Origin of the sequence: Pseudomonas sp. GM60, assembly GCF_000282415.1 — a bacterium.
Classification (GTDB): domain Bacteria; phylum Pseudomonadota; class Gammaproteobacteria; order Pseudomonadales; family Pseudomonadaceae; genus Aquipseudomonas; species Aquipseudomonas migulae.
Window position 1 is genome coordinate 46,688 of sequence record NZ_AKJI01000168.1, and the last position, 23,680, is coordinate 70,367.

The window sequence follows — 23,680 nt, forward strand, 5'->3', positions numbered from 1 at the left end:
TTGCTGTCTGCCGAGCTTTCCATGCCTGACCTGCTTGACCGCTACCCGCTGACGGCGGGCACTTATCACGAACTGCTCGACGACAGTGGCGCCGTACGCCCGCACTGGCGCCGGTTGTTCGACCAGTTGCAACGCAGCACGCCCGCGCAGCTGGTGCAGCGTCAGGCACTGCTGACCCGGCAGATCCAGGAAAACGGCGTGACCTACAACGTCTATGCCGATCCCAAGGGCGCGGACCGGCCGTGGGAGCTGGACTTGCTGCCGCACGTGATCGCTGCGGACGAATGGGAGCACTTGTCGGCCGGGATCGCCCAGCGGGCTCGACTGTTGAATGCTGTGCTGGCGGACTTGTACGGCCCGCAGCGTTTGATCGCTGAAGGCTTGTTGCCGGCTGAGCTGGTATTCGGCCACAACAACTTCCTCTGGCCCTGTCAGGGAATCTCGCCGCCCGACGGGGCCTTTCTGCATCTGTATGCCGTGGATCTGGCGCGCACGCCCGACGGTCGCTGGTGGGTGACGGCGGATCGGACCCAGGCACCGTCCGGCGCCGGTTACGCCCTGGAAAACCGCACGATCGTGTCCCGGGCCTTCCCCGAGTTGTACCGTGATTTGAAGGTGCAGCATCTGGCCGGGTTCTTCCGCACGCTTCAGGAAACCCTGGCCCGTCAGGCGCCAAGCGATGATGAAGTGCCATTGGTGGTGCTGCTGACACCGGGGCGTTTTAACGAAAGCTATTTCGAACACCTGTATCTGGCGCGGCAGCTCGGTTATCCGTTGGTGGAGGGCGGCGACCTCACGGTGCGCGATGCCACGGTTTACCTGAAAACCTTGAGCGGCCTGCGTCGGGTCCACGCGATCATGCGCCGGCTCGACGACGACTTCTGTGATCCGCTGGAGCTGCGCACCGACTCGGCGCTCGGTGTGCCGGGCCTGCTCGAGGCCGTGCGACAAGGACGGGTGCTGGTAGCCAATGCGCTCGGCAGCGGTGTACTGGAATCGCCGGGGTTGCTGGGCTTCCTGCCGAAGATCAATCAATTCCTGTTCGGCGAAGAGCTGATCCTGCCCTCTATCGCCACGTGGTGGTGCGGCGAAGCGCCGGTGCTCGCCCAGGCGCTGGAAAAACTGCCGGAATTGCTGATCAAACCAGCGTTCCCTTCACAGAGCTTCGCGCCGGTGTTTGGCCGCGATTTGAGCGAAAAACAGCGTCAGGCGCTTTCCGAGCGCATGCAGGCACGACCTTATGCCTATGTGGCGCAAGAACTTGCGCAATTGTCCCAGGCGCCGATCTGGCAGGCCGAGGGCGGTCAGTTGCAACCCCGGGCCATCGGCATGCGCGTGTACGCAGTGGCGAGTCGCGATGGGTATCGGGTTCTGCCCGGCGGTTTGACCCGGGTGGCCGCCGAGGCCGACGCTGAAGTGGTGTCGATGCAACGCGGCGGCGCGAGCAAGGACACCTGGGTGTTGGGGGATCGGCCACCCAGCGGCGAACAATGGAAAGCCCAGCGCAACATTGGCGTGCACGACCTGGTGCGACGCGATCCGTATTTGCCGTCGCGGGTGGTGGAAAACCTGTTCTGGTTCGGCCGTTACTGCGAGCGCTGCGATGACAGTGCGCGGTTGCTGCGGATCATGCTGGCGCGCTACGTCGATGGCGATGATCCGCAAGCGCTGGACGCCGCGGTCGATCTGGGTGAACGGTTGATGTTGCTGCCCGAAGAAGGCGAGCTGCCTGAACGGTTGTTGGCGGCGCTGCTCGGTGACGACTGGCCGTTCAGCCTGCGTTCCAACCTGCAGCGCTTGCAGTGGGCGGCGTCGCAAGTGCGCGGCAAGCTCTCGCGGGAAAACTGGCAGGCGCTGGTGGAGTTGCAGCGCGAGGCCGTCGAGCTGGAAACCGAAGAACCGGATTTCGGCGAGTTGCTGGATTTTCTCAACCGTCTGGTGATGTCGCTGGCGGCGCTGTCGGGTTTTGCGCTGGACGACATGACCCGGGATGAAGGCTGGCGCTTCCTGATGATCGGTCGACGGATCGAACGCCTGCAATTTCTCAGCGGCAGCCTCGCGGCGTTTCTGCGCGGTAGCGGCGCCTTTGATCAGGCCGGGTTGGAGTGGCTGCTGGAACTGGGTAACAGCAGCATCACCTACCGCTCGCGGTATCTGGCGGTGGCGCAATTGATTCCGGTGCTGGACCTGTTGCTGCTCGACGAACAAAACCCGCACGCGGTGCTGTTCCAGTTGAAGCTGGTGACCCGCACGCTTAAACGTTTGAACGATGATTTTGGTGTGCCGCGCGAAGCTGGTCTGCCGTTTCTGGTGGAGCGTCTGGCGCGCTTTGATCTGGGGTGTCTGGAGAATTCGCTGTTCGGTGAAGCCAGCGTACGCGCCGCCATCAATGGCCTGGCCGACCTGCTGCAAGAGATCGCCGATGCGAGCGGGCAGGTGTCGGATCGTTTGGCATTGCGCCATTTCGCCCACGTCGATGATGTCAGCCAACGCACGGTGTCCGTCTGATGAGCGCTCATTACCAGATTTTCCATGACACCCATTATCACTACGACAGCCCGGTGTCCCTCGCTCAGCAGTTGGCGCATCTATGGCCGCGCTCGTGCGCCTGGCAGCGTTGTACTGCGCAACAATTGCAGATCAGCCCGGACCCGACGGCGCGCCGCGACGAACTGGATGTATTCGGCAACCCACTGACCCGGCTGGCGTTCGAGCGGCCTCACGATGAGTTACTGGTTAATGCCAGTCTTACCGTCGAAGTGCTGGCCCGGCCTACGCTGGATTTCAATCAATCGCCGGCCTGGGAGGAAACCCGCAACGCACTGACCTACAGCAGCCAGCCGCTTTCGTCCGACGTGCTCGAAGCGTGTCGTTACCGGTTTGAATCGCCCTATGTGCATTTGAAGCGCAACTTCGTCGAATTCTCGGAAAGTTGTTTTCCAGCGGGGCGGCCGCTGTTGCTCGGCGTCCAGGCGTTGATGGAAAAAATCTTCAGCGAATTCACCTTCGACGCCGAAGCCACTCAAGTGGCAACGCCTCTGGTGGAAGTGCTGGAGCGCCGTCGCGGGGTGTGCCAGGACTTCGCTCACCTGATGCTCGCTTGCGTGCGTTCCCGTGGGTTGGCGGCGCGTTACATCAGCGGCTACCTGCTGACTCAGCCGCCACCGGGCCAGCCACGGCTGATCGGTGCCGATGCATCGCACGCCTGGGTTTCAGTGTTTTGCCCGGTGTTGGGTTGGGTGGATTTCGATCCGACCAACAATGTGCAACCGGCACTCGAACACATCACCCTGGCCTGGGGCCGGGATTTTTCTGATGTATCGCCGTTGCGCGGGGTGATTCTGGGGGGCGGTAATCACGATCCGGAAGTCCGGGTCACCGTGATGCCACTGGAGTAACAAAGATCCACCCTGTAGGAGCGAGCTTGCTCGCGATGGACGTCAACGATGACGCGTCCTGTCTGGAAAAACGCGCTGTCTTCGATATCTTCGCGAGCAAGCTCGCTCCTACACGGGACACAGATCCGGTGGGCCTGATCAGATCATCGGGCCCTGAGGGTCTCAGGCGTCGGGCGCCTGATCTTTCGGTGCTTCAACATCACTTTCTGCGGTCACTTCACCGTCTGCTTCCGGGTTCAGTGCGGCGGCGTCTTCTTCAGCTGAAGCTTTCTTGCGCTGAAGCTTTTCCTCTTTCTTCTGCTCCTTGGCCAAGTCTCTCTGACGTTTGGCGAAGGAATAATTAGGTTTAGCCATGGGCGATCCTCTGGGGTCGAAGGTGAGGTTGAGCGGCGCATATTCTGCCCTGTATCGGTGCCTAGCCGTTAGCTGGGTTTTTGCTCGGCCCATTTTGGCAGTACCGAGGGCTGCCAGGCGTCCAGTGCATCGAGCAGGGTGTGCGGCGATTCGCTCACTTGCAGCATGTCACGGTGTGCTTCGCGAACGAAGCCTTCGCCGACGATATGATCAAGAAAACCGGTCAACTTGCTGTAGAAACCGTTCACTTCCAGCAGTCCCAGCGGTTTGCCGTGGTAGCCGAGCTGGCCCCAGGTCCAGACTTCGAACAGTTCTTCCAGAGTGCCCAGGCCACCGGGCAGCGCGATAAAAGCGTCGCTGAGCTCAGCCATCCGCGCCTTGCGCGCATGCATGCCGTCGACCACTTCCAGGCGCGTGAGGCCGCTGTGACCGATTTCCTTGTCTTTGAGGCTTTGCGGGATGATCCCGATCACTTCACCGCCGGCCGCCAGTGCGGCGTCGGCGACGATCCCCATCAGCCCGACGGCACCGCCGCCATAGACCAGGGTCAGCTTGCGCTCGGCCAATGCTCGCCCGAGGGCGACAGCGGCTTCACGATAAGCCGGGTTGGTGCCGGTGCTGGCACCGCAAAATACACAAACGGACGCTAAAGACATGCCTTACTCCATGGTCAGGATGGCCACAGAGTAAAGGCAGAGGCGCTATGCTCCAAGGTCTAAACTTCACGCCGAGACGTTTCACAGGTGCCACTGGCGCCACAGGCGTAAGCGGCGAGCAAACTGCACAACAGGCTATTGATTGACATGACAGACGCTCCGTATAAGTGATGACGACCTGATGATAGGGCCGCCCTAGACGTCTGGCTGGTAGATTGTTTCGATAGGTGTCATAGCCCGAAAGTTGTATACAATTTTTGATTCAGGTCATAGGAACTTGCGAAGTTTTCAGGCAGTCTTCTGTCCATTCGCACTTTTGTTAACCCTGCCTTGGAGATTCACCATGTTTGCCAAACTTGTTGCGGTATCCCTGCTGACACTGGCCAGCAGTCAATTGATGGCTGCCGAGTGCAAGACGACCATCGATTCCACCGACCAAATGGCCTTCAACACCAAGGCCATCGAAATCGACAAAAGCTGCAAGACCTTCACCGTTGAACTGACCCACTCCGGCAACCTGCCGAAAAACGTCATGGGCCACAACTGGGTGCTGAGCAAAGAAGCGGACATGCAGCCGATCGCCACCGATGGCCTGTCTGCCGGCATCGACAAGAACTACCTGAAAGAAGGTGATGCGCGCATTATCGCTCACACCAAAATCATCGGCTCCAAGGAAACCGACTCGGTGACCTTCGATGTGTCGAAGCTTGATGCTGCCGAGAAGTACGGCTTCTTCTGCTCGTTCCCGGGCCACATTTCTATGATGAAAGGCACGGTTACGCTGAAGTAAGCGAATCGCGGGCATAAAAAAAGCGTCCACTTGGGACGCTTTTTTTGTGCCTGACGTTTGACCGTGTAATCGTTCTTCGCGGGCAAGCCTCGCTCCTACAGGGGCGGTGTCGAAACCCTGTAGGAGCGAGGCTTGCCCGCGAAGGCGTCGGATCAGGCGCCACCTAAATCAAGGGGCGAAAGGCATCACCCGCTTGTGATGGGTCTTCCTGTACGTATCGCAAATGATCTTGAACGCTTCCTCACGCACCGGCTGCCCATGCAGGAACGCGTCGATCTCGGCATACGTCACGCCATGGGACGCTTCGTCCGGTTTACCCGGCGACAGGTCTTCAAGGTCCGCTGTCGGGACTTTTTCCACCAGCGATTCCGGCGCGCCGAAACTGCGGGCAATCGCCCGGACCTGATTTTTCACCAGACCGCTCAACGGGGCCAGGTCGCAGGCGCCGTCACCGAACTTGGTGAAGAAACCCATCACCGCTTCCGCCGCATGATCGGTGCCGATCACCAGGCCATGGGCCGCGCCGGCGATGGTGTACTGGGCGACCATGCGCATCCGCGCCTTGGTGTTGCCGAGGACGAAATCCACCGAGACCGCGTGCTTGCCTTCGAACGCTGCCACTTCATTGGCCAGGGATTTGACCGCCGGGCCGATGTTCACGGTGTGGCGCTCGTCTGGCTTGATGAAATCCACCGACGCCTGGGCGTCGTGTTCATCGAACTGGGTTTCGTACGGCAGGCGCACGGCGATGAACTTGTAGTTGTCATCACCGGTGCGGGTGCGCAGTTCACACATGGCGCGCTGGGCCAGCAGGCCGGCGGTCAGGGAGTCGACGCCGCCGCTGATCCCGAGTACCAATGTCTTGAGCCCGGAATTGACCAGGCAATCCTGGATGAAACTGATGCGCCGCACGATTTCAGCCTCGAGGGCGGCCTCGTCGGCGAATGGCGGTTGAACCTTGAGCTGCTCAGCAATCTCACGCTGTACGGCTTGCATGAATTCACTCCTTGCTTGGTGTGCTGGAAAGGGCGGCAGGAACTTTGAAAACGTGTCGCAAATAGGCAACGAAATTCGGGTCTTTACAGTGAGTCTTGCCAGGCTCGTCGGAGATCTTTGCCACCGGCTGGCCGTTGCAGGCCGCCATTTTAAGCACGATGCTCATCGGTTCGACACCCGGAATATCGCACGTCAGGTTGGTACCGATACCAAAGCTGACATTGATCCGACCGCGCAATGCGCGAAATATTTCCAGCGCCTTGGGCAACGTCAGGCTGTCGGAGAACGTCAGCGTCTTGCTCATCGGGTCGATACCCAGCTTTTGATAGTGGGCGATCGCCTTTTCCGCCCAGATCACCGGATCACCGGAGTCATGTCGCAGACCGTCAAAGAGCTTGGCGAAGAACAGGTCGAAGTCGTTGAGGAAGGCATCCATGGTGATGCAGTCAGTCAAGGCGATCCCCAGCAGGCCGCGGTACTCGCGGACCCAGCAATCGAGGGCGGCGATCTGGCTGTCGATCAGCCGCGGGCCCAGTTGCTGGTGGGCCATGATCCACTCGTGGGCCATGGTGCCCAGCGGTTTCATGTCCAGCTCTCGCGAAAGGTGCACATTGCTGGTGCCGACGAAGCGCCCGGGGAAATCGTGCTTGAGCACGTTCACCACTTCTTCCTGCACGCGGTAAGAGAAGCGACGGCGAGTGCCGAAATCGGCTACTTGCAATTCGGACAATTCGTCACTGCTGGCATTCGCGGTCAGCCAGTCGAACTTGCGATAGAGCTGTTCACGCGCCTGCACCAGCACGATTTCCCGGTAGCGATAGCGGTTGCGCACTTCGCTGACGATGGACAGCAGCGGCACTTCGAACAGGATCACATGCAGCCACGGTCCGCGCAGGCGGATGAACAGTTCGCCGTTTTCGATGCCGGTGTGGACGTAGCGCAGATTGAAGCGGAACAACCCGAGAAAACGCAGGAAATCCGGCTTCATGAAGCTGATGCGCTCCATGAAACTCAACTGGTCGGCGCTCAGGCTCAGCTCGGCCAGGCGCTCGATCTGAAAGCGGATTTCCGCCAGGTACGGGCGCAAATCCTCACTGTTACGGCAACGAAACTCCCATTCGACTTCCACGTTCGGGTAGTTGTGCAGCACCGCCTGCATCATCGTCAGTTTGTAGAAGTCGGTGTCGAGCAGGTTCTGCACGATGCGATCGGCAAACACACTCTCGCTCATAACGGGGGTCTCCACATTGAATACGGATAGTGGCGCATATCGGTGGTGGTTATTGCCAGCGATTTTTAGATCACCGCAGATCATTGTGGGAGCGGGCTTGCTCGCGAAGGCGTCGGCACATCCAATATGAATATTGACTGACCCACCGCCTTCGCGAGCAAGCCCGCTCCCACAGGGGAGTGAGTGAAACCTTAGATTTACGGTGTGTCCGGGCTATCGATCTGCTCCAGCATCCACTTCACAAAATCCCGGACCTTGGGCACTTCCGCCGAATGCTCCGGGTACGCCAGGTAATAGGCGTCGGAACTGGGCATCGCATGCTGCCAGGGAATGACCAGTTTGCCGTCGGCCAATTCCTCTTCCACCAGAAACCGCGGCAACAACGCTACGCCGCAGCCGACCTGTGCGGCACGGATGCACATATAAAAGGTTTCGAAGCGCGGGCCGTGGTAGCTGTGTTCGGTGTGGTAACCCTGGCTGTCGAACCAGTCGTGCCAGGCTTGCGGTCGGGAGGCGTTTTGCAGCAGGACCAGGTCGGTAAGTTGCGTCGGATCTGTGAACGGCGTGGCCGGCAGGCTGCTCGGTGCACACACCGGAACAAGCTCTTCGCCGAACAGCTTCAGGCATTCGGTGCGGGGCCGTGAGCCCTGGCCGAAATAGAACGCCAGATCGCTGCGACCTTGCAGCAGGTCATCGGCTTCCTGCTCGCTGCACAGGTCCAGATGAATCGACGGATGGCGCAGTCGCCAGCCCTTCAAGCGGGGGACCAGCCAGCGGGCGCCGAACGTCGGAGGCGTCGAGACGCGCAGGACTTCGGTCTCACCGCCGTAGGAGCGCAGGTAATGGGTCGACATCTCGACTTGCGTGAGGATTTTTCGTACCTCAACCAGATACAGATCACCGGCCGGAGTCATTTGCAGGCGTCGGCGTACCCGACGGAACAACAGGTGCTGCAACAATTCTTCGAGTTGCGCGACCTGTTTGCTGACGGCGCTCTGGGTCAGGTTCAGCTCTTCGGCGGCCCGCGTGAAGCTCAAATGCCGGGTCACGGCCTCGAAACACTGCAGCGCGGTGATCGACGGCAGGTAGCGTTTATTCAGCATGGGTTGTCCTTTTTTCTTGTTTCTTGCTGACCAGCAATTCGCAGCATGAATAAACGGAATGATATCTCTCTTAAAGGTCGTTTGTTGGGTAACCTCCGGCGAGCTAAAACTACAGGTCTGATCAGCCGTGATATTCCGGCTGCACGTTTTCTGTTTTAGCTCGAGGAGTGACCCATGGTTGCCGCATTGCTTGATCGTCTTGGTGTGAACCCGGCCCTGTACCAGAACGGCAAAGTGCCGGTGCATTCGCCGATCGATGGCAGCAAGATCGCCTCTGTGAACTGGGAAGGCGCCGCTGAAGTCGAGCAGCACATCAGTCGCGCAGATCATGCGTTCGAATTGTGGCGCAAGGTCCCGGCCCCGCGCCGTGGCGAATTGGTGCGTCAACTGGGCGACATCCTGCGCGAATACAAGGCCGACCTCGGCGAGCTGGTGTCCTGGGAAGCGGGCAAGATCACTCAGGAAGGCCTGGGTGAAGTTCAGGAGATGATCGACATCTGCGACTTCGCTGTCGGTCTGTCCCGTCAACTGTACGGCTTGACCATCGCTTCCGAGCGTCCTGGCCACCACATGCGCGAAACCTGGCACCCGCTGGGCGTCGTGGGCGTGATCAGTGCGTTCAACTTCCCGGTCGCGGTCTGGGCCTGGAACACCACGCTGGCGCTGGTCTGCGGCAACCCGGTGATCTGGAAACCGTCGGAGAAAACCCCGTTGACCGCACTGGCCTGCCAGGCGCTGTTCGACCGCGTACTGAAAAACTTCAGCGATGCACCTGCGCACCTGAGCCAGGTAATCATTGGCGGTCGCGATGCTGGCGAAGCACTGGTCGATGACCCGCGTGTCGCGCTGATCAGCGCCACCGGCAGCACCCGCATGGGCCGCGAAGTGGCACCGAAAATCGCCGCACGTTTCGCCCGCAGCATTCTCGAACTGGGTGGCAACAACGCCATGATCCTCGGCCCAAGCGCAGACCTGGACATGGCCGTTCGCGCCATCCTGTTCAGCGCCGTCGGCACTGCCGGTCAGCGTTGCACCACGTTGCGTCGCCTGATCGCTCACGAATCGGTGAAAGAAGAGATCGTCACCCGCCTGAAAGCCGCGTACTCGAAAGTGCGTATCGGCAACCCGCTGGAAGGCAACCTGATCGGCCCGCTGATCGACAAGCACAGCTTCGACAACATGCAGGGTGCGCTGGAACAGGCCCTGAGCGAGGGCGGCCGGGTCTTCGGCGGCAAGCGTCAGCTGGAAGACAAATACCCGAACGCTTACTACGTCTCGCCGGCCATTGTTGAAATGCCGGAGCAGAGCGACGTGGTCTGCCACGAAACCTTCGCGCCGATTCTTTATGTGATCGGCTACAAAGACTTCGACGAAGCCCTGCGTTTGAACAACTCGGTGCCACAAGGCTTGTCTTCGTGCATCTTCACCACTGACGTGCGTGAAGCCGAGCAATTCATGTCGGCAGTGGGCAGCGACTGCGGCATCGCCAACGTCAACATCGGCCCGAGCGGCGCGGAAATCGGCGGCGCGTTTGGTGGCGAGAAAGAAACCGGCGGTGGTCGTGAGTCGGGCTCCGATGCCTGGCGCGGGTACATGCGCCGCCAGACCAACACCGTGAACTACTCGCTGGAGTTGCCGTTGGCGCAGGGCATTACGTTCGACTGATCGGGCCCCATCGCTGGCAAGCCAGCTCCTACATGGTCTGTGTCGTGGCGCATAACCTGTAGGAGCTGGCTTGCCAGCGAAGCTTTTTCTGTTTGTTAGGTTTCTGTTGGAGTCTGGCAATGCCGTTACGCGAAGAGTGTCTGTGGGAAAAACTGACGCCGCAAAGGCCCGACAATGCTGCGCTCAAGGGCGAAGTAACGGTCGATGTCTGCGTCATCGGTGCCGGGTTCACCGGTCTGTCGGCGGCGGTGCATCTGCTGGAACAAGGCAAAACGGTGTGCGTGCTGGAAGCTCATCGTGCCGGTCATGGCGGTTCTGGACGCAACGTCGGGCTGGTCAACGCCGGCATGTGGATTCCACCGGACGAGATCGAAGCCGGGTTCGGCGAAGCGGTGGGCAGTCAGCTCAATCGCATGCTGGGTGCCGCGCCGTCCCTGGTGTTCAGCCTGGTCGACAAATACAACATTGATTGCCAGTTACGCCGCGAAGGCACGTTGCACATGGCGCACAACGCCCGTGGCGAAGCGGATTTGCGCAGTCGTGAAGAACAATGGAAACGTCGCGGCGCCCCGGTGGAACTGCTGACCGGTCAAGCCTGCGAACAAGCAACCGGCACCAAAAAGATCGCCGCCGCGTTGCTCGATAAGCGTGCCGGCACGATCAACCCGATGGCTTACACCACGGGGCTGGCCAAGGCGGCCATCGGCCTTGGCGGTCGGCTGTTCGATCATTCTCCCGTGACCAGGCTTGAGCGTCAGGGCCAGCGCTGGTCGGTGCAAACGGCGCAGGGTTCGGTGCTTGCCGAGCAAGTCGTGATTGCGTCCAACGCTTACACCGAAGGTGACTGGACGGAACTGCGGCGCAATTTCTTCCCCGGTTATTACTATCAAGTGGCCTCGGTGCCGCTGACTGACGACGCCGCGCAGCAAATCCTCCCGGGTGGCCAGGGTTCGTGGGACACCCGGCAGGTGCTCAGCAGTATTCGTCGCGACAAAGACGGTCGCCTGTTACTCGGCAGTCTGGGTAATGGCAATCAGAAGCCGACCTGGTTCCTCAAGGCTTGGGCCGACCGGGTTCAGCAGCACTATTTTCCGTACCTCAAACAGGTGGAATGGGAGTGCACCTGGACCGGTTGCATCGCGTTCACGCCCGATCATTTGATGCGCCTGTTCGAACCGGCGCCCGGTTTAGTGGCAGTCACCGGTTACAACGGACGGGGCGTGACCACGGGGACGGTGGTCGGCAAAGCCTTTGCCGATTATTTGTGTAACGGAAATCCTCAGGCGCTGCCGATTCCCTTCGCACCCATGCAGCCACTGGCGGGGGTGGGGCTGCGTAGCTGTCTATATGAGGCGGGGTTTTCGCTGTATCACGCGGGCCAGTGCCTGCGGATCGTGATTTGATTGTTGAAATTTGTTGCTGGAAGCGGCGCTTTTCGGCGCAGCGGCTAGCCTGTAAAAGGTGCGGGTTGTAGCAGTACCGCACCAGCAGTGTGCACTTCGGTGACGCACGTTGTTACAGGCTGGTTGCACGTCGTTTGGCGCCGCGGTTGCAATGATGGCGCGTGCGGGTTGCGCCTTAAAAAATAAATGGTTTCACCTTCCGCGGTTTAGACGGTTGCACGCCCAATGAAAATGGGCTCGAAACAGTCGAAATAACAATAAAGCAGCGACTTTTTTCAGAATAAAAAACCGATGGCACGGCCCTTGCTCTGAGCATTCAGTGAAGTCGCAGTGCCAACTAAAAAAAAACCTTGGAGCACCACCTCATGTCCCAGACGTTTTACAAGAAAGGCTTTCTGGCCCTCGCAGTGGCAGCTGCGCTGGGTGTTTCTGCGTTTGCACAGGCTGACGTAAAAATCGGTGTTGCGGGTCCTATGACAGGCGCCAACGCAGCATTTGGCGAGCAGTACATGAAGGGTGCACAGGCAGCAGCCGACGCAATCAACGCGTCGGGCGGCGTCAACGGGGAAAAAATCGTACTGGTCAAGGGCGATGACGCCTGCGAACCGAAACAGGCTGTGACGGTCGCCAAGGACCTGACCAACCAGAAAGTGGCAGGCGTGGTTGGTCACTTCTGCTCCTCGTCGACCATCCCGGCCTCCGAGATCTACGACGAAGCAGGCATCATCGCAATCACTCCGGGCTCCACCAACCCACAGGTGACCGAGCGTGGTCTGAGCGCCATGTTCCGTATGTGCGGTCGTGACGACCAGCAGGGCATCGTTGCCGGCGACTACATCGTCGACGTGCTCAAGGGCAAGAAAGTCGTGGTTCTGCACGACAAAGACACCTACGGCCAAGGCCTGGCCGATGCCACCAAGGCTCAACTGGCCAAGCGCGGCGTAACGCCGGTTCTGTACGAAGGCCTGACTCGCGGCGAGAAAGACTTCAGCGCCGTGGTAACCAAGATCCGTGCAGCCGGTGCCGATGTCGTCTATTTCGGCGGCCTGCACCCGGAAGCCGGTCCACTGGTTCGCCAACTGCGTGAACAAGGCCTCAAAGACGTCAAATTCATGTCCGATGACGGCATCGTTACTGACGAACTCGTGACCACCGCCGGTGGCCCGCAGAACGTTGATGGCGTGTACATGACCTTCGGTGCCGACCCACGCCTGCTGCCTGACAGCAAAACCGTGGTAGACACCTTCCGCAAAGCCGGCACCGAGCCAGAAGGCTACACCCTGTACGCCTACGCTTCGGTTCAGACCCTGGCGGCTGCTTTCAACGGCGCCAAGTCCAACAGCGGCGAAAAAGCGGCTGAGTGGCTGAAGAAAAACCCGGTTAAAACCGTGATGGGCGAGAAGACCTGGGACGCCAAGGGCGACCTGAAAGTCTCCGACTACGTGGTTTATCAGTGGGACAAGGATGGCAAATACCACCAACTGGAAAAACAGAAGTGATATGAGCTGTTGATCTGCCCGGCGCCTTGCGCGCCGGGCAATCGAAGAACATGTCCGTGCAGTACCTGTCTTTTCTCGTAGAGCTGCACACAACCGTGTTGCGCGGGTGGCTGAACCCCGGTCCGTCGCACCTCGCTTTTGTGCAGTCTCTCAAATGCGTGAGATTGCGTTATGGATGGTATTTTCCTGCAGCAACTGGTCAACGGCCTGACCCTCGGGTCGGTCTATGGCCTGATCGCCATCGGCTACACAATGGTCTATGGCATCATCGGCATGATCAACTTCGCCCACGGCGAGGTTTACATGATTTCCGCTTACCTCGCGGCAATCAGTCTGGCTCTGCTGGCATACTTCGGTATTGAATCCTTCCCTCTGCTGATGCTTGGCACACTGGTCTTCACCATCATTGTCACAGCGGTATATGGCTGGGTCATCGAGCGTGTCGCCTACAAACCCCTGCGTAACTCCACCCGACTGGCACCGCTGATCAGCGCCATCGGTATTTCGCTGATCCTGCAAAACTATGCACAGATCGCACAGGGCGCCCGTCAACAAGGCGTACCGACCCTGCTGACCGGTGCATGGCGAGTGGAAGTCGGAAGCGGCTTCGTTCAGCTCACCTACACCAAGATCTTCATCCTGGTTGCCGCATTCGCCGGCATGGCCCTGCTGACCTACGTCATCAAGTACACCAAGCTCGGCCGCATGTGCCGCGCCACCCAGCAAGATCGCAAGATGGCCTCCATCCTTGGGATCAACACCGACCGCGTCATTTCCTACGTGTTCATCATCGGTGCGGCAATGGCGGCCCTGGCCGGCGTGCTGATTACCATGAACTACGGCACGTTCGACTTCTACGCAGGCTTCGTCATCGGCATCAAGGCGTTCACCGCAGCGGTACTCGGCGGGATCGGCTCGCTGCCTGGCGCGATGCTCGGCGGGATCATCCTCGGGATTTCCGAGTCGCTGTTCTCGGGTCTGGTCAACTCGGACTACAAAGACGTTTTCAGCTTCTCGCTGCTCGTTCTCGTTCTGGTCTTTCGGCCCCAAGGCCTGCTCGGCCGTCCTCTTGTGTCGAAGGTGTAAGCGATGTCTTCAACCACTAAAAAAACCATTGATCTCAAAAGAAGCCTGGTTGACGCGATTCTTGCCGGTCTTGTTGCCCTCATCGTGTTCGGCCCGATTGTCGGCATAGTCCTCGACGGCTATGGCTTCAATCTGGAAACGACCCGAGTGGCGTGGATTGTCGCCATTGTCATGGCCGGCCGCTTTGCCTTGAGCCTGTTCCTGCAAACGCCGAAAGGCCTGAGAATTCTCGAAGGCTTTGAAACCACCGGTTCGGGGGTTCATGTACTGGCACCCGATTACAAATCCCGGCTGCGCTGGATCATCCCGCTGATGATCGTCATCGCCGTGGTGTTCCCGTTTTTCTCCAACTCCTACCTGCTGGGCGTGGTCATCCTCGGGTTGATCTACGTGCTGCTCGGGCTTGGTCTGAACATCGTGGTTGGCTTGGCCGGTCTGCTTGACCTCGGTTACGTGGCGTTCTACGCCATCGGCGCCTATGGGTTGGCACTCGGTTATCAATACCTGGGGCTGGGTTTCTGGACGGTGCTGCCACTGGCGGCGATCACGGCGGGGCTGGCCGGTTGCATCCTCGGTTTCCCGGTGTTGCGCCTGCACGGTGACTACCTGGCGATCGTGACCCTGGGCTTCGGTGAAATCATTCGCTTGATCCTCAATAACTGGCTGACCCTGACTGGTGGCCCGAACGGTATGCCGGCGCCTCTGCCAACCTTCTTCGGCCTCGAGTTCGGCAAAAGGGCGAAGGACGGTGGTGTTCCGTTCCACGAGTTTTTCGGCATCGCCTATAACCCTGACGTGAAGTACTACTTCATCTACGCGGTATTGTTCCTGGTCGTGCTGGCCGTGCTGTACATCAAGCACCGCCTGACTCGCATGCCGGTAGGTCGCGCCTGGGAAGCCTTGCGTGAAGATGAAATCGCCTGCCGTTCCATGGGTCTGAACCACGTGCTGGTCAAGCTTTCCGCGTTCACCATCGGTGCATCGACGGCCGGCCTCGCTGGCGTGTTCTTCGCCACCTACCAGGGCTTCGTCAACCCGACCTCGTTCACCTTCTTTGAATCGGCCCTGATCCTCGCCATCGTGGTACTCGGCGGCATGGGCTCGACCATCGGCGTGGTTATCGCAGCCTTCGTGCTGACGGTGGCCCCGGAACTGCTGCGTGGCTTCGCGGAATACCGCGTGCTGCTGTTCGGCATCCTGATGGTGTTGATGATGATCTGGCGACCGCGCGGCCTGATTCGGATCAGCCGTACCGGTGTGACCCCGCGTAAAGGAGTAGCGCCATGAGCGAAGTCGTACTCTCGGTCGAGAAGCTGATGATGCACTTCGGCGGCATCAAGGCGTTGAACGATGTCAGCCTGAAGGTCAAGCGCAACTCGATCTTCGCCCTGATCGGCCCCAACGGCGCCGGCAAGACCACCGTGTTCAACTGCCTGACCGGGTTCTACAAGGCCTCGGGCGGCAAGATCGAACTCAACGTGCGCGGCGAGCGCACCGATGTCATCAAAATGCTCGGTGAACCGTTCAAGGCGACTGATTTTGTATCGCCGAAAAGCTTCATCAGCCGGCTCCACTACAAGATGTTCGGCGGCACTCACCTGGTGAACCGTGCCGGCCTGGCGCGGACCTTCCAGAACATTCGCCTGTTCAAGGAAATGTCGGTGCTGGAAAACCTGCTGGTGGCCCAACACATGTGGGTCAACCGCAGCATGCTCGCGGGCATCCTCAACACCAAGGGCTATCGCAAGGCTGAAAGCGATGCGCTGGACCACGCCTTCTACTGGCTGGAAGTGGTGGACCTGGTGGATTGCGCCAACCGTCTGGCCGGTGAGTTGTCCTACGGCCAGCAGCGTCGTCTGGAGATTGCGCGGGCCATGTGCACCCGGCCGCAGATCATCTGCCTCGACGAACCGGCCGCCGGCCTCAACCCTCAGGAAACCGAAGCGCTGAGCGCGATGATCCGGCTGCTGCGCGACGAGCACGATCTGACCGTGGTGCTGATCGAACACGACATGGGCATGGTTATGAGCATTTCCGACCACATCGTGGTGCTGGACCACGGCGTCGTCATCGCCGAGGGTGGTCCCGAGGCGATTCGCAACGATCCGAAAGTGATTGCAGCCTACCTGGGCGCCGATGAAGAGGAGGTGGTGCTATGAGCAAACCGATCCTCGAACTCAAAGACCTGGACGTGTTTTACGGCCCGATCCAGGCCCTGAAAAAAGTCTCGATGCACATCAACGAAGGGGAGACCGTCAGCCTCATCGGCTCCAACGGCGCGGGCAAGTCGACCCTGCTGATGTCGATCTTCGGCCAGCCGCGTGCGGCAGACGGGCAGATCATCTATCAGGGCGTGGACATCACCCATAAGTCGTCGCACTACATTGCGTCCAACGGCATTGCGCAATCACCGGAAGGCCGGCGCGTGTTCCCCGACATGACCGTCGAGGAAAACCTGCAGATGGGCACCATCCCGATTGGTGACAAGTACGCCAAGGAAGACATGCAACGCATGTTCGAGCTGTTTCCGCGTCTCGAAGAGCGACGGACCCAGCGGGCAATGACCATGTCCGGCGGCGAGCAGCAAATGCTCGCCATCGCCCGTGCGTTGATGAGCCGGCCGAAACTGCTGTTGCTCGATGAGCCGAGCCTGGGGCTCGCGCCGATTGTGGTGAAACAGATCTTTGCCACCCTGCGGGAACTGGCCAAGACCGGCATGACCATCTTTCTGGTCGAGCAGAACGCCAACCACGCCCTGCGGTTGTCGGATCGGGCATACGTGATGGTCAACGGCGAGATCCGCCTCAGTGGCACCGGCAAGGAGCTGCTGGTGAACGAAGAGGTGCGTAACGCTTATCTCGGCGGGCATTGAGTCCTGTTGAAATACCCAAAGCCCCGACGAGCAATCGTCGGGGCTTTTTTCATCCTGAATTCACCACAATCCCGTGTAGGAGCGAGCTTGCTTGCGAAGGTTTTCCGGGTGACACGTTTATCCAGAATGTTCGCGTTATCGTTGACGTCCATCGCGAGCAAGCTCGCTCCTACAGGTGTTTTCCAGAATTGTGGAAAACAAATTTGCCAAGCTCTCAAAGCGCGACATAAAGCCGCTGCAAATAGTTGTTTTGTCACGGTTTTGACTTGTCCCCGTTTGCTGTGGAGCTGGCTGTGAATAACGTGGGAGTAGCTGGCTGAGAGCCTTTGAAATCGCGGCTTGCAGCGATGTGGTTGTTTTTTGATCAGGCGTTTTTGCCGGGCTTGAGGTCAGCGTTGTCAACCTTTTTATTGGTTGCGAAAGTGGCCTGAAACACACGAGGGAAGCCTGTGGATAAGTCTGTGGTTAAACTCTGGAAAGACTCGGCTAAGGGCCGTAGTTACTGGCTTGGCGCCATCGTTGGCTAACCCGGTCAATCGTGCAAAACGCCTTGGGCTACACAGCCAGCACTTCAGGGTCAAGCGAAAAACTTTATGATCTGCCCGCAAAGCCTTGTGCACAGCGGCTTCCAGCTTTTTCACTTGCCCCCGGAAACTGTGGACCGGCCTGTGGATAACGTGCGCGTACATAGCTACAGGCCACGGTGTATATGGCGTTGCTCGTGTTGGTTGTTTTTCGTACAGATTTTCTGATGGTTGCCGCTGTCGGCAAGGCCGGGCATGCTGCCAGCTGATTTTCTAATCCAATGGCGGCCCGTCGGCCGAAGCAAGGAGAACACGATGTCCAACACCCTGTTTATTACCGGCGCGACTTCCGGTTTTGGCGAAGCCTGTGCCCGTCGTTTTGCCGAGGCTGGCTGGAAACTGGTGCTGACAGGTCGTCGTGAAGAGCGCCTCAATGCCTTGTGCGCCGAGTTGTCGAAGCAGACCGAGGTCCATGCCCTGGTGCTCGACGTGCGTGATCGCAAGGCCATGGAGGAGGCGATTGCCAACCTGCCACCGTCCTTCGCCAAGCTGCGCGGGTTGATCAACAACGCCGGCCTGGCGCTCGGCGTGGATCCGGCGCCGAAGTGCGATCTTGATGATTGGGACACCATGGTCGACACCAACATCAAGGGCCTGATGTACAGCACTCGCCTGCTGTTGCCGCGTCTGATCGCCCATGGCCGTGGCGCCGGCATCATCAACCTCGGCTCCATTGCCGGCAACTACCCGTATCCGGGCAGCCACGTGTATGGCGCGAGCAAGGCCTTCGTCAAACAGTTCTCCCTGAACCTGCGCTGCGACCTGCAAGGCACGGGCGTTCGCGTCAGCAACATCGAGCCGGGGCTGTGTGAGAGTGAGTTCTCGCTGGTGCGCTTTGCCGGTGACCAGGAGCGTTACAACGCGACCTACGCCGGTGCCGAGGCGATCCAGCCGCAAGACATCGCCGAGACCATTTTCTGGGTGCTCAATGCGCCGGCGCACATCAACATCAACAGCCTCGAGTTGATGCCGGTGAGCCAGACCTGGGCCGGGTTTGCGATTGAGCGTAACAAGGGGTAAGACCGCGTAACAGCCAATCGTCGGAACGCCGCCCGCAGCAAGCCGGCTCCTACAGGTTCACCTTTGTAGGAGCCGGCTTGCCGGCGATAGCGATCTTTCAGTCAACGAAGATAGTCGGCCAACCCGCGATAGCAGGTCGCCAAGTGATAAGGCGTAGTCGACGGCATATCCTGCCGGCTCACTTCACCGTTCTCGTCACGACACTCATACCAGCCGCGCGCATGCAGAGAACGCTGTTGCAGCGCCTGCAACTGGTGCAGTACCGATGCCCCACTGTCCGGGCGCAGCGTCAACGCACGCAAGTATTCAGCCTGAGCCCAGATGCGTTGGGTGGCATCTTTCGAATGCCCGTCGAGCGTGAGCATCGCGCGCACGGCGCCACTCGATTGATCGACGCCCAGTTTCTCGGTGAACGCAAAGGCGCGCTCCACAGAGGCGTGCAGTTTTGAGCCGCGCAACAGCGGCGAAGACTCCAGCAGGAAATACCATTCGAACTGGTGTCCCGGTTCAAACCAGTTATCCACAGACCCCAGCGGCTTTTCCATCAGCACACTGTGTTGCGGATCGATAAAGCGTTGTTGCATGGCTGTGCATAACTCGACGAGCGCACGCTGCACGGCGAGGTCTTCACGCACTGAAAGCGTGGCAAGAAACGCTTCGGCGAGGTGCATCAGCGGGTTTTGCAGCGGCCCGGTGTTCAGCAACGACCAATCACGCTCAAGGCAGGCTTCGTACAAGCCGTCGCCCGAACTGAAGCGCTGATCAAGCACTTCCAGCACCGCGTTGAGCACCGACTCCACCAGCGGTTCGCGAACCTTCTCCCAGTAATGGGCGCAGGCGAAGAGGATGAAGGCGTGGGTGTAGAGATCTTTGCGTTGATCCAGCGGTGCGCCCTGCGGGTCGATGCTGTAGAACCAGCCACCGTGTTCGGCATCGTGGAAATGTTGCTGCAACGAGCGGAACAACGCAGCCGCACGCTCTTTCGCGCCCGGCACCTGGCCGATCAGGCTGGAAAACAGATACAGCTGCCGCGCGCAGGCCATGGCCCGGTAGCGTTGCGGTGGCAAGGGATGATGCTCGGCATCCAGTGCTTCGTAGGGCAGCGCCAGTTCGGCATTCCAGCCGGGGCCTTGCCAGAGGGGCACGATCACGTCCTGGAAATGCTGTTGCACCGCGGCAAACAGAGCGGTCAATTCAGGCTGGGAAGCGGAGCGGGGAGCATGAGGCATTGGCTGGCGTCGTCACGGCAGGGTCGAATGCGCGACATGTTATCAGGCCTGAGAGATGTGGTGTCTGTCAGGCCGCCTTCGCGGGCAAGCCTCGCTCCTACAGGAAGAGGCTATCACCGGCAAAACCGAATCAACCTGCCAACAACCAGACCCCGGTCGCCGCCGAAGCCGCGCCCGCCAGACGAACCAGCGGCGCCGCTGCTTGCGGCAACACGCGAACCAGCGCATAACCCGCCGCATGCAATGCCGCTGTCGCCGCCACAAACCCTGCGGCATAGGCCCAAGGGCTCGACATGTCCGGCAATTCCAGCCCATGCGCCACGCCATGGAACAACGCAAACAACGCCGTCGCACCCACCGCCACGCTCAGTGGCGGGCGTACCGCCAGCGCCACCGCGAGCCCCAGCCCCAGTACCGACGCTGCAATCCCGCTTTCTAGTGCAGGCAGGTTCAGCCCTTCAAAACCAAGCAGGCCGCCGATCAGCATGGTGCCAACGAACGTGCACGGCAGCGCCCAGCGTGCAGCGCCTTTCTGCTGTGCCGCCCAAAGCCCGACGGCAACCATCGCCAGCAAGTGATCAAGGCCGCCGATCGGGTGGCTGATGCCGGCGATCAAGCCATTGTCGCCGTGACCGGGGTGGGCGAAGGCGATGGCCGGAGTCAGCAGCAGGGCCATGGCGCCCAGGATGCGTTTAAGTGTCATGGATAAGCTTCCTTGTTGATAAGTTTGATCGGAATCAGGCTGCGGTCAGCAGGCCCTGGCGCTCGATGAACGCGATGATTTCTTCCAGGCCCAGCCCGGTTTTCTGGTTGCTGAAGACAAACGGTTTGCCGTTGCGCATGCGCTTCGTGTCGCTGTCCATCATCGAAAGCGACGCGCCTACCAGCGGAGCGAGGTCGACTTTGTTGATCACCAGCAGGTCGGATTTGCAGATCCCCGGCCCACCCTTGCGCGGCAGCTTGTCGCCTGCCGAGACGTCGATTACGTAAATCGTCAGGTCGGACAATTCCGGGCTGAACGTGGCTGAAAGGTTGTCGCCTCCGGACTCCACCAGAATCAGGTCCAGCCCCGGAAAGCGTCGGTTCAGTTGATCCACGGCTTCGAGGTTGATCGAGGCGTCCTCGCGGATCGCCGTGTGCGGGCAGCCGCCGGTTTCCACGCCGATGATCCGTTCGGGCGCGAGGGCCTGGTTGCGTACCAGAAAATCGGCGTCTTCGCGGGTGTAGATGTCGTTGGTCACGACCGCCAGGTTGTAGCGCTCGCGCAACGCCAGGCACAGGGCCAGCGTCAGGGCGGTTTTGCCGGAACCGACCGGGCCGCCGATGCCGACGCGCAGAGGTTGTGTGTTCATGTGATTCTCCAAAATAACAGGCCCTAGGAACGGAACAGACGGCTGTACTGGCGCTCATGGGCCATGCACGCCAGGGACAGGCCGAAAGTGGCGCTGCCATAGTGGTCGGGGTTGATTCGGGTGGCGTCCTGCTGGGCTTGTTGCAGCAGCGGCAGCAGTTCGCTGGTCAGGCGTTGCGCGGCTTGCTGGCCCAGCGGCAGAGTTTTCATCAGCACCGCCAACTGGTTTTCCAGCCAGCTCCAGAGCCACGCCGCCAGCGCGTCTTGCGGGCTGATGTGCCAGGCGCGTGCGGCCAGCGCCCAGCCGAGAGCCAGGTGCGGTTCGGGGCGTTGTTCAAGAAAGGCGCGGGCCGGTGCATCGAGTTCCGGCAAACCGTTGAGCAGTTGTTGTAAGGAGTAGCCCATCTGTCGGCTCTCCTGATGCAACTCGCGGGTTTCCCGGCTGGCGCGGTGTTCTTCGCAGCGTTGCAGCAGTTCGGTCCAGTTTTCTGCGGCGGCGGCCACGCAATGGGCGAGCAGCAGCGGCGCCTCGAAGCGTGCCAGGTTCAGCAGCAATTGATCGCTGATCCAGCGACGGGCGCTGTCGGAATCATTCACCCGGCCGTTATCCACCGCCATTTCCAGGCCTTGGGAATAGCTGTAGCCGCCAATCGGCAATTGCGGACTGGCCAGGCGCAACAGCGCCCAGGCCGGGTTCATTGGCGCACGCCGAATTGGTGCAGTTTTGGCGGGTAGTTGAAGTCTTCGTCGCCGTGCCGCGAGTGGTGATGGCCACCGCCATAGGCGCCGTGTTCCGGCTGGAACGGTGCTTCGATGTTTTCGACCTTTGCTTCAAGTTGTTCGAGCATGGCCTTGAGCACGTAGTCGTCGAGCAGACGTAACCAGCCATCACCGACTTGCAGGGCGACGTGGCGATTGCCCAGGTGATAGGCCGCGCGGGTCAGTTCGAAGGCATTGGCGCAGGTGACGTGCAACAGTTGTTCGGGGCGGGCGCAGACGCGGACGATGCGACCGTCTTCAGCCTGCAGGCATTCGCCATCAGTGAGGGGCGACTGACCGCGCTCCAAAAACAACCCGACGTCTTCACCCTCGGCACTGAAACAGCGCAAACGGCTTTTGCTCCGGGCTTCGAAGGTCAGGTGCAACTCGGCGGCCCAGACGGGTTGAGGGTCGATTCTGCGATGAATCACCAGCATCGGAAAGCTTCCAGCTATGGACAATAGTCAGGCTAGAGCAAGGGGCTTGCCAATCGGCGCAAGTGTAGGAAATGCCTGTCGGCGCATGGAGGGCGTTTCAGTTTGTTGCGGTAATTTGGTGCGAGGCGGTGATGGGTGCACCAAATGACGGCGAGTGGTGTGTTCCAGATTGTGCGCGATCCCGCATTCACCACCAAACCTTGTAGGAGCCGGCTTGCTGGCGATAGCGGTCGGCCAGACGACATCTTTGTTAGCTGAAGGGCGCCATCGCCAGCAAGCCGGCTCCTACAGGAGGTCGGCGCGCAGGAGGGTTATTCCGTGCTGCCCAGGCCTTGCCAGTGCTTGAGGCCGATGAAGATAAAGCGCAGCTGCTGAGTGATTTTCGCCTGTGGTGTCAAATGCGCGGGCAACGCCTCGGCCGGCGGATCAATGATTTCCGGCAGGGTCGCAAACACGCTTTTGACGATGAGATCGGCCATGACACTCAGACCGGCGATGTCCAGGTGTTGCAGTTTCGGCATCAAGGACAAATCGGCCGCAAGGTCCGAGCTGATGTCTTCGCGCAAGCGGCCGATGGCCAAACGCACCGGTAGCGAACCGCCGTACTGCTCGCGGGCCAGAAACAGGAATTGCGAACGATTGGCCGACACCACGTCGAGAAAAATCCGCACCGAGGCATCGATGATGCCGCCCATGACGAACTCGTTGTGACGCACCAGGCGGATGGTTTCGCGGAAGGTTTGTCCGACTTCGCTCACCAGCACCAGGCCCAGTTCATCCATATCGGCGAAATGCCGGTAGAAACCGGTGGGGACGATGCCGGCGGTTTTCGCCACTTCGCGCAGGCTCAGGCTGCCGAATCCTCGGCCGCACTCCATCAAATGGCGGGCAGCGTCCATCAAGGCGTTGCGGGTTTGTTGTTTCTGTTCGGCGCGGGGCAGCATCGCAAGGGTGTTTTCTGGACAAGACAGCGGCGCACTCTAGCAAATCGGCTTTGCCGGCGTCGAACGACTATCGGGAGTGATGCGAGGGAATGCGTGGCTTCTATAAAGTCAAAAGCCCAATCCGTGGATTGGGCTTTTTTTCAAGGCCGCCATGGGCTTAGCTCACAGCGCTGTTGCGTTCGATTACACGGTCACCACCACCTTCAGCCAGGGTTTGGCCTTGTGGGGTACGGTCGGAACCGTCGGCAGCCAGGGTTTGGCCTTGTGGAGTACGGTCGGAACCGTCGGCAGCCAGGGTTTGGC

22 protein-coding genes are annotated in these 23,680 nt (G+C 60.0%); 11 read left to right on the plus strand and 11 right to left on the minus strand.

Annotated elements, in window-relative coordinates:
• Nucleotides 1-21 precede the first annotated feature (21 nt).
• Together PMI32_RS01060 and PMI32_RS01055 are read left to right on the plus strand one after the other, a co-directional pair.
• Nucleotides 22-2,508, plus strand: coding sequence for a circularly permuted type 2 ATP-grasp protein (locus tag PMI32_RS01060; RefSeq protein ID WP_008035360.1), 2,487 nt, complete (start codon nt 22-24; stop codon nt 2,506-2,508).
• The gene (locus PMI32_RS01055; protein WP_008035361.1) at nt 2,508-3,398 is read left to right on the plus strand and encodes a transglutaminase family protein; all 891 of its coding nucleotides are present in this window, start codon (nt 2,508-2,510) and stop codon (nt 3,396-3,398) included. Before PMI32_RS01060 ends, PMI32_RS01055 begins: the two co-directional genes overlap by 1 nt.
• Before the next feature lie 162 nt (nt 3,399-3,560).
• Here PMI32_RS01055 and PMI32_RS01050 read toward each other — a convergent pair whose 3' ends face one another.
• Nucleotides 3,561-3,752 carry a hypothetical protein gene (locus PMI32_RS01050; protein WP_008035362.1) on the minus strand — a complete coding sequence of 64 codons (192 nt, stop codon included), beginning with the start codon at nt 3,750-3,752 and terminating at the stop codon, nt 3,561-3,563.
• A gap of 68 nt (nt 3,753-3,820) precedes the next feature.
• Nucleotides 3,821-4,408: a cytokinin riboside 5'-monophosphate phosphoribohydrolase gene (locus PMI32_RS01045; RefSeq protein WP_008035363.1), complete on the minus strand. Its 588-nt coding sequence runs from the start codon at nt 4,406-4,408 to the stop codon at nt 3,821-3,823.
• 343 nt (nt 4,409-4,751) lie between these two features.
• Here PMI32_RS01045 and azu point away from each other — a divergent pair, with 343 nt between their 5' ends.
• Entirely contained in the window at nt 4,752-5,198 is a 447-nt protein-coding gene (gene azu, locus PMI32_RS01040; protein ID WP_008035372.1) for an azurin, read from the plus strand.
• Between the two features lie 168 nt (nt 5,199-5,366).
• On the opposite strand, the gene nadE is transcribed toward azu, so the two are convergent.
• The 3 genes from nadE to PMI32_RS01025 all read right to left on the minus strand — a co-directional run bounded on the left by nadE (nt 5,367) and on the right by PMI32_RS01025 (nt 8,528).
• On the minus strand, nt 5,367-6,194 hold the full coding sequence (gene nadE, locus PMI32_RS01035) for an NAD(+) synthase (protein WP_008035373.1): 828 nt from the start codon (nt 6,192-6,194) through the stop codon (nt 5,367-5,369).
• Nucleotides 6,195-6,198: 4 nt separating this feature from the next.
• Entirely contained in the window at nt 6,199-7,425 is a 1,227-nt protein-coding gene (gene pncB / locus PMI32_RS01030) for a nicotinate phosphoribosyltransferase (RefSeq protein WP_008035375.1), read from the minus strand.
• A gap of 197 nt (nt 7,426-7,622) precedes the next feature.
• Nucleotides 7,623-8,528: a LysR family transcriptional regulator gene (locus PMI32_RS01025; protein ID WP_008035377.1), complete on the minus strand. Its 906-nt coding sequence runs from the start codon at nt 8,526-8,528 to the stop codon at nt 7,623-7,625.
• Between the two features lie 174 nt (nt 8,529-8,702).
• Between PMI32_RS01025 and amaB the strand changes: the two genes are divergently transcribed.
• The 8 genes from amaB (at nt 8,703) to PMI32_RS00985 (ending at nt 18,657) form a co-directional block, all read left to right on the plus strand.
• A complete protein-coding gene (gene amaB / locus PMI32_RS01020) occupies nt 8,703-10,193 on the plus strand; it encodes an L-piperidine-6-carboxylate dehydrogenase (protein ID WP_008035379.1) in 1,491 nt (496 codons plus the stop codon).
• A 119-nt stretch (nt 10,194-10,312) separates the two neighbouring features.
• The gene (gene amaA, locus PMI32_RS01015; protein ID WP_008035381.1) at nt 10,313-11,596 is read left to right on the plus strand and encodes an L-pipecolate oxidase; all 1,284 of its coding nucleotides are present in this window, start codon (nt 10,313-10,315) and stop codon (nt 11,594-11,596) included.
• 365 nt (nt 11,597-11,961) lie between these two features.
• Entirely contained in the window at nt 11,962-13,095 is a 1,134-nt protein-coding gene (locus PMI32_RS01010; protein WP_008035383.1) for a branched-chain amino acid ABC transporter substrate-binding protein, read from the plus strand.
• Between the two features lie 171 nt (nt 13,096-13,266).
• Nucleotides 13,267-14,181 (plus strand): ABC transporter permease subunit, encoded by a 915-nt coding sequence (locus PMI32_RS01005; RefSeq protein WP_008035385.1) that lies wholly within the window; start codon nt 13,267-13,269, stop codon nt 14,179-14,181.
• A gap of 3 nt (nt 14,182-14,184) precedes the next feature.
• Entirely contained in the window at nt 14,185-15,468 is a 1,284-nt protein-coding gene (gene livM, locus PMI32_RS01000) for a high-affinity branched-chain amino acid ABC transporter permease LivM (protein ID WP_008035387.1), read from the plus strand.
• The gene (locus tag PMI32_RS00995) at nt 15,465-16,340 is read left to right on the plus strand and encodes an ABC transporter ATP-binding protein (RefSeq protein WP_008035389.1); all 876 of its coding nucleotides are present in this window, start codon (nt 15,465-15,467) and stop codon (nt 16,338-16,340) included. Before livM ends, PMI32_RS00995 begins: the two co-directional genes overlap by 4 nt.
• Entirely contained in the window at nt 16,337-17,053 is a 717-nt protein-coding gene (locus tag PMI32_RS00990) for an ABC transporter ATP-binding protein (RefSeq protein ID WP_008035391.1), read from the plus strand. The genes PMI32_RS00995 and PMI32_RS00990 overlap by 4 nt, the downstream gene beginning before the upstream one ends.
• A gap of 839 nt (nt 17,054-17,892) precedes the next feature.
• Nucleotides 17,893-18,657: an SDR family oxidoreductase gene (locus PMI32_RS00985; protein ID WP_008035394.1), complete on the plus strand. Its 765-nt coding sequence runs from the start codon at nt 17,893-17,895 to the stop codon at nt 18,655-18,657.
• Between the two features lie 101 nt (nt 18,658-18,758).
• Here PMI32_RS00985 and PMI32_RS00980 read toward each other — a convergent pair whose 3' ends face one another.
• The 6 genes from PMI32_RS00980 to PMI32_RS00955 form a co-directional block, all read right to left on the minus strand.
• Nucleotides 18,759-19,886: an AGE family epimerase/isomerase gene (locus tag PMI32_RS00980; RefSeq protein ID WP_008035398.1), complete on the minus strand. Its 1,128-nt coding sequence runs from the start codon at nt 19,884-19,886 to the stop codon at nt 18,759-18,761.
• A 130-nt stretch (nt 19,887-20,016) separates the two neighbouring features.
• Entirely contained in the window at nt 20,017-20,589 is a 573-nt protein-coding gene (locus PMI32_RS00975) for a HupE/UreJ family protein (protein WP_008035401.1), read from the minus strand.
• A gap of 34 nt (nt 20,590-20,623) precedes the next feature.
• On the minus strand, nt 20,624-21,238 hold the full coding sequence (ureG, locus tag PMI32_RS00970; RefSeq protein WP_008035409.1) for an urease accessory protein UreG: 615 nt from the start codon (nt 21,236-21,238) through the stop codon (nt 20,624-20,626).
• A gap of 23 nt (nt 21,239-21,261) precedes the next feature.
• Nucleotides 21,262-21,936 carry an urease accessory protein UreF gene (locus PMI32_RS00965; RefSeq protein WP_008035411.1) on the minus strand — a complete coding sequence of 225 codons (675 nt, stop codon included), beginning with the start codon at nt 21,934-21,936 and terminating at the stop codon, nt 21,262-21,264.
• Complete coding sequence (gene ureE / locus PMI32_RS00960; RefSeq protein WP_008035414.1) at nt 21,933-22,433, minus strand: urease accessory protein UreE; 501 nt, start codon at nt 22,431-22,433, stop codon at nt 21,933-21,935. Before ureE ends, PMI32_RS00965 begins: the two co-directional genes overlap by 4 nt.
• Nucleotides 22,434-22,744: 311 nt before the next feature.
• A complete protein-coding gene (locus tag PMI32_RS00955) occupies nt 22,745-23,377 on the minus strand; it encodes a TetR family transcriptional regulator (protein ID WP_008035416.1) in 633 nt (210 codons plus the stop codon).
• Nucleotides 23,378-23,680 lie beyond the last annotated feature (303 nt).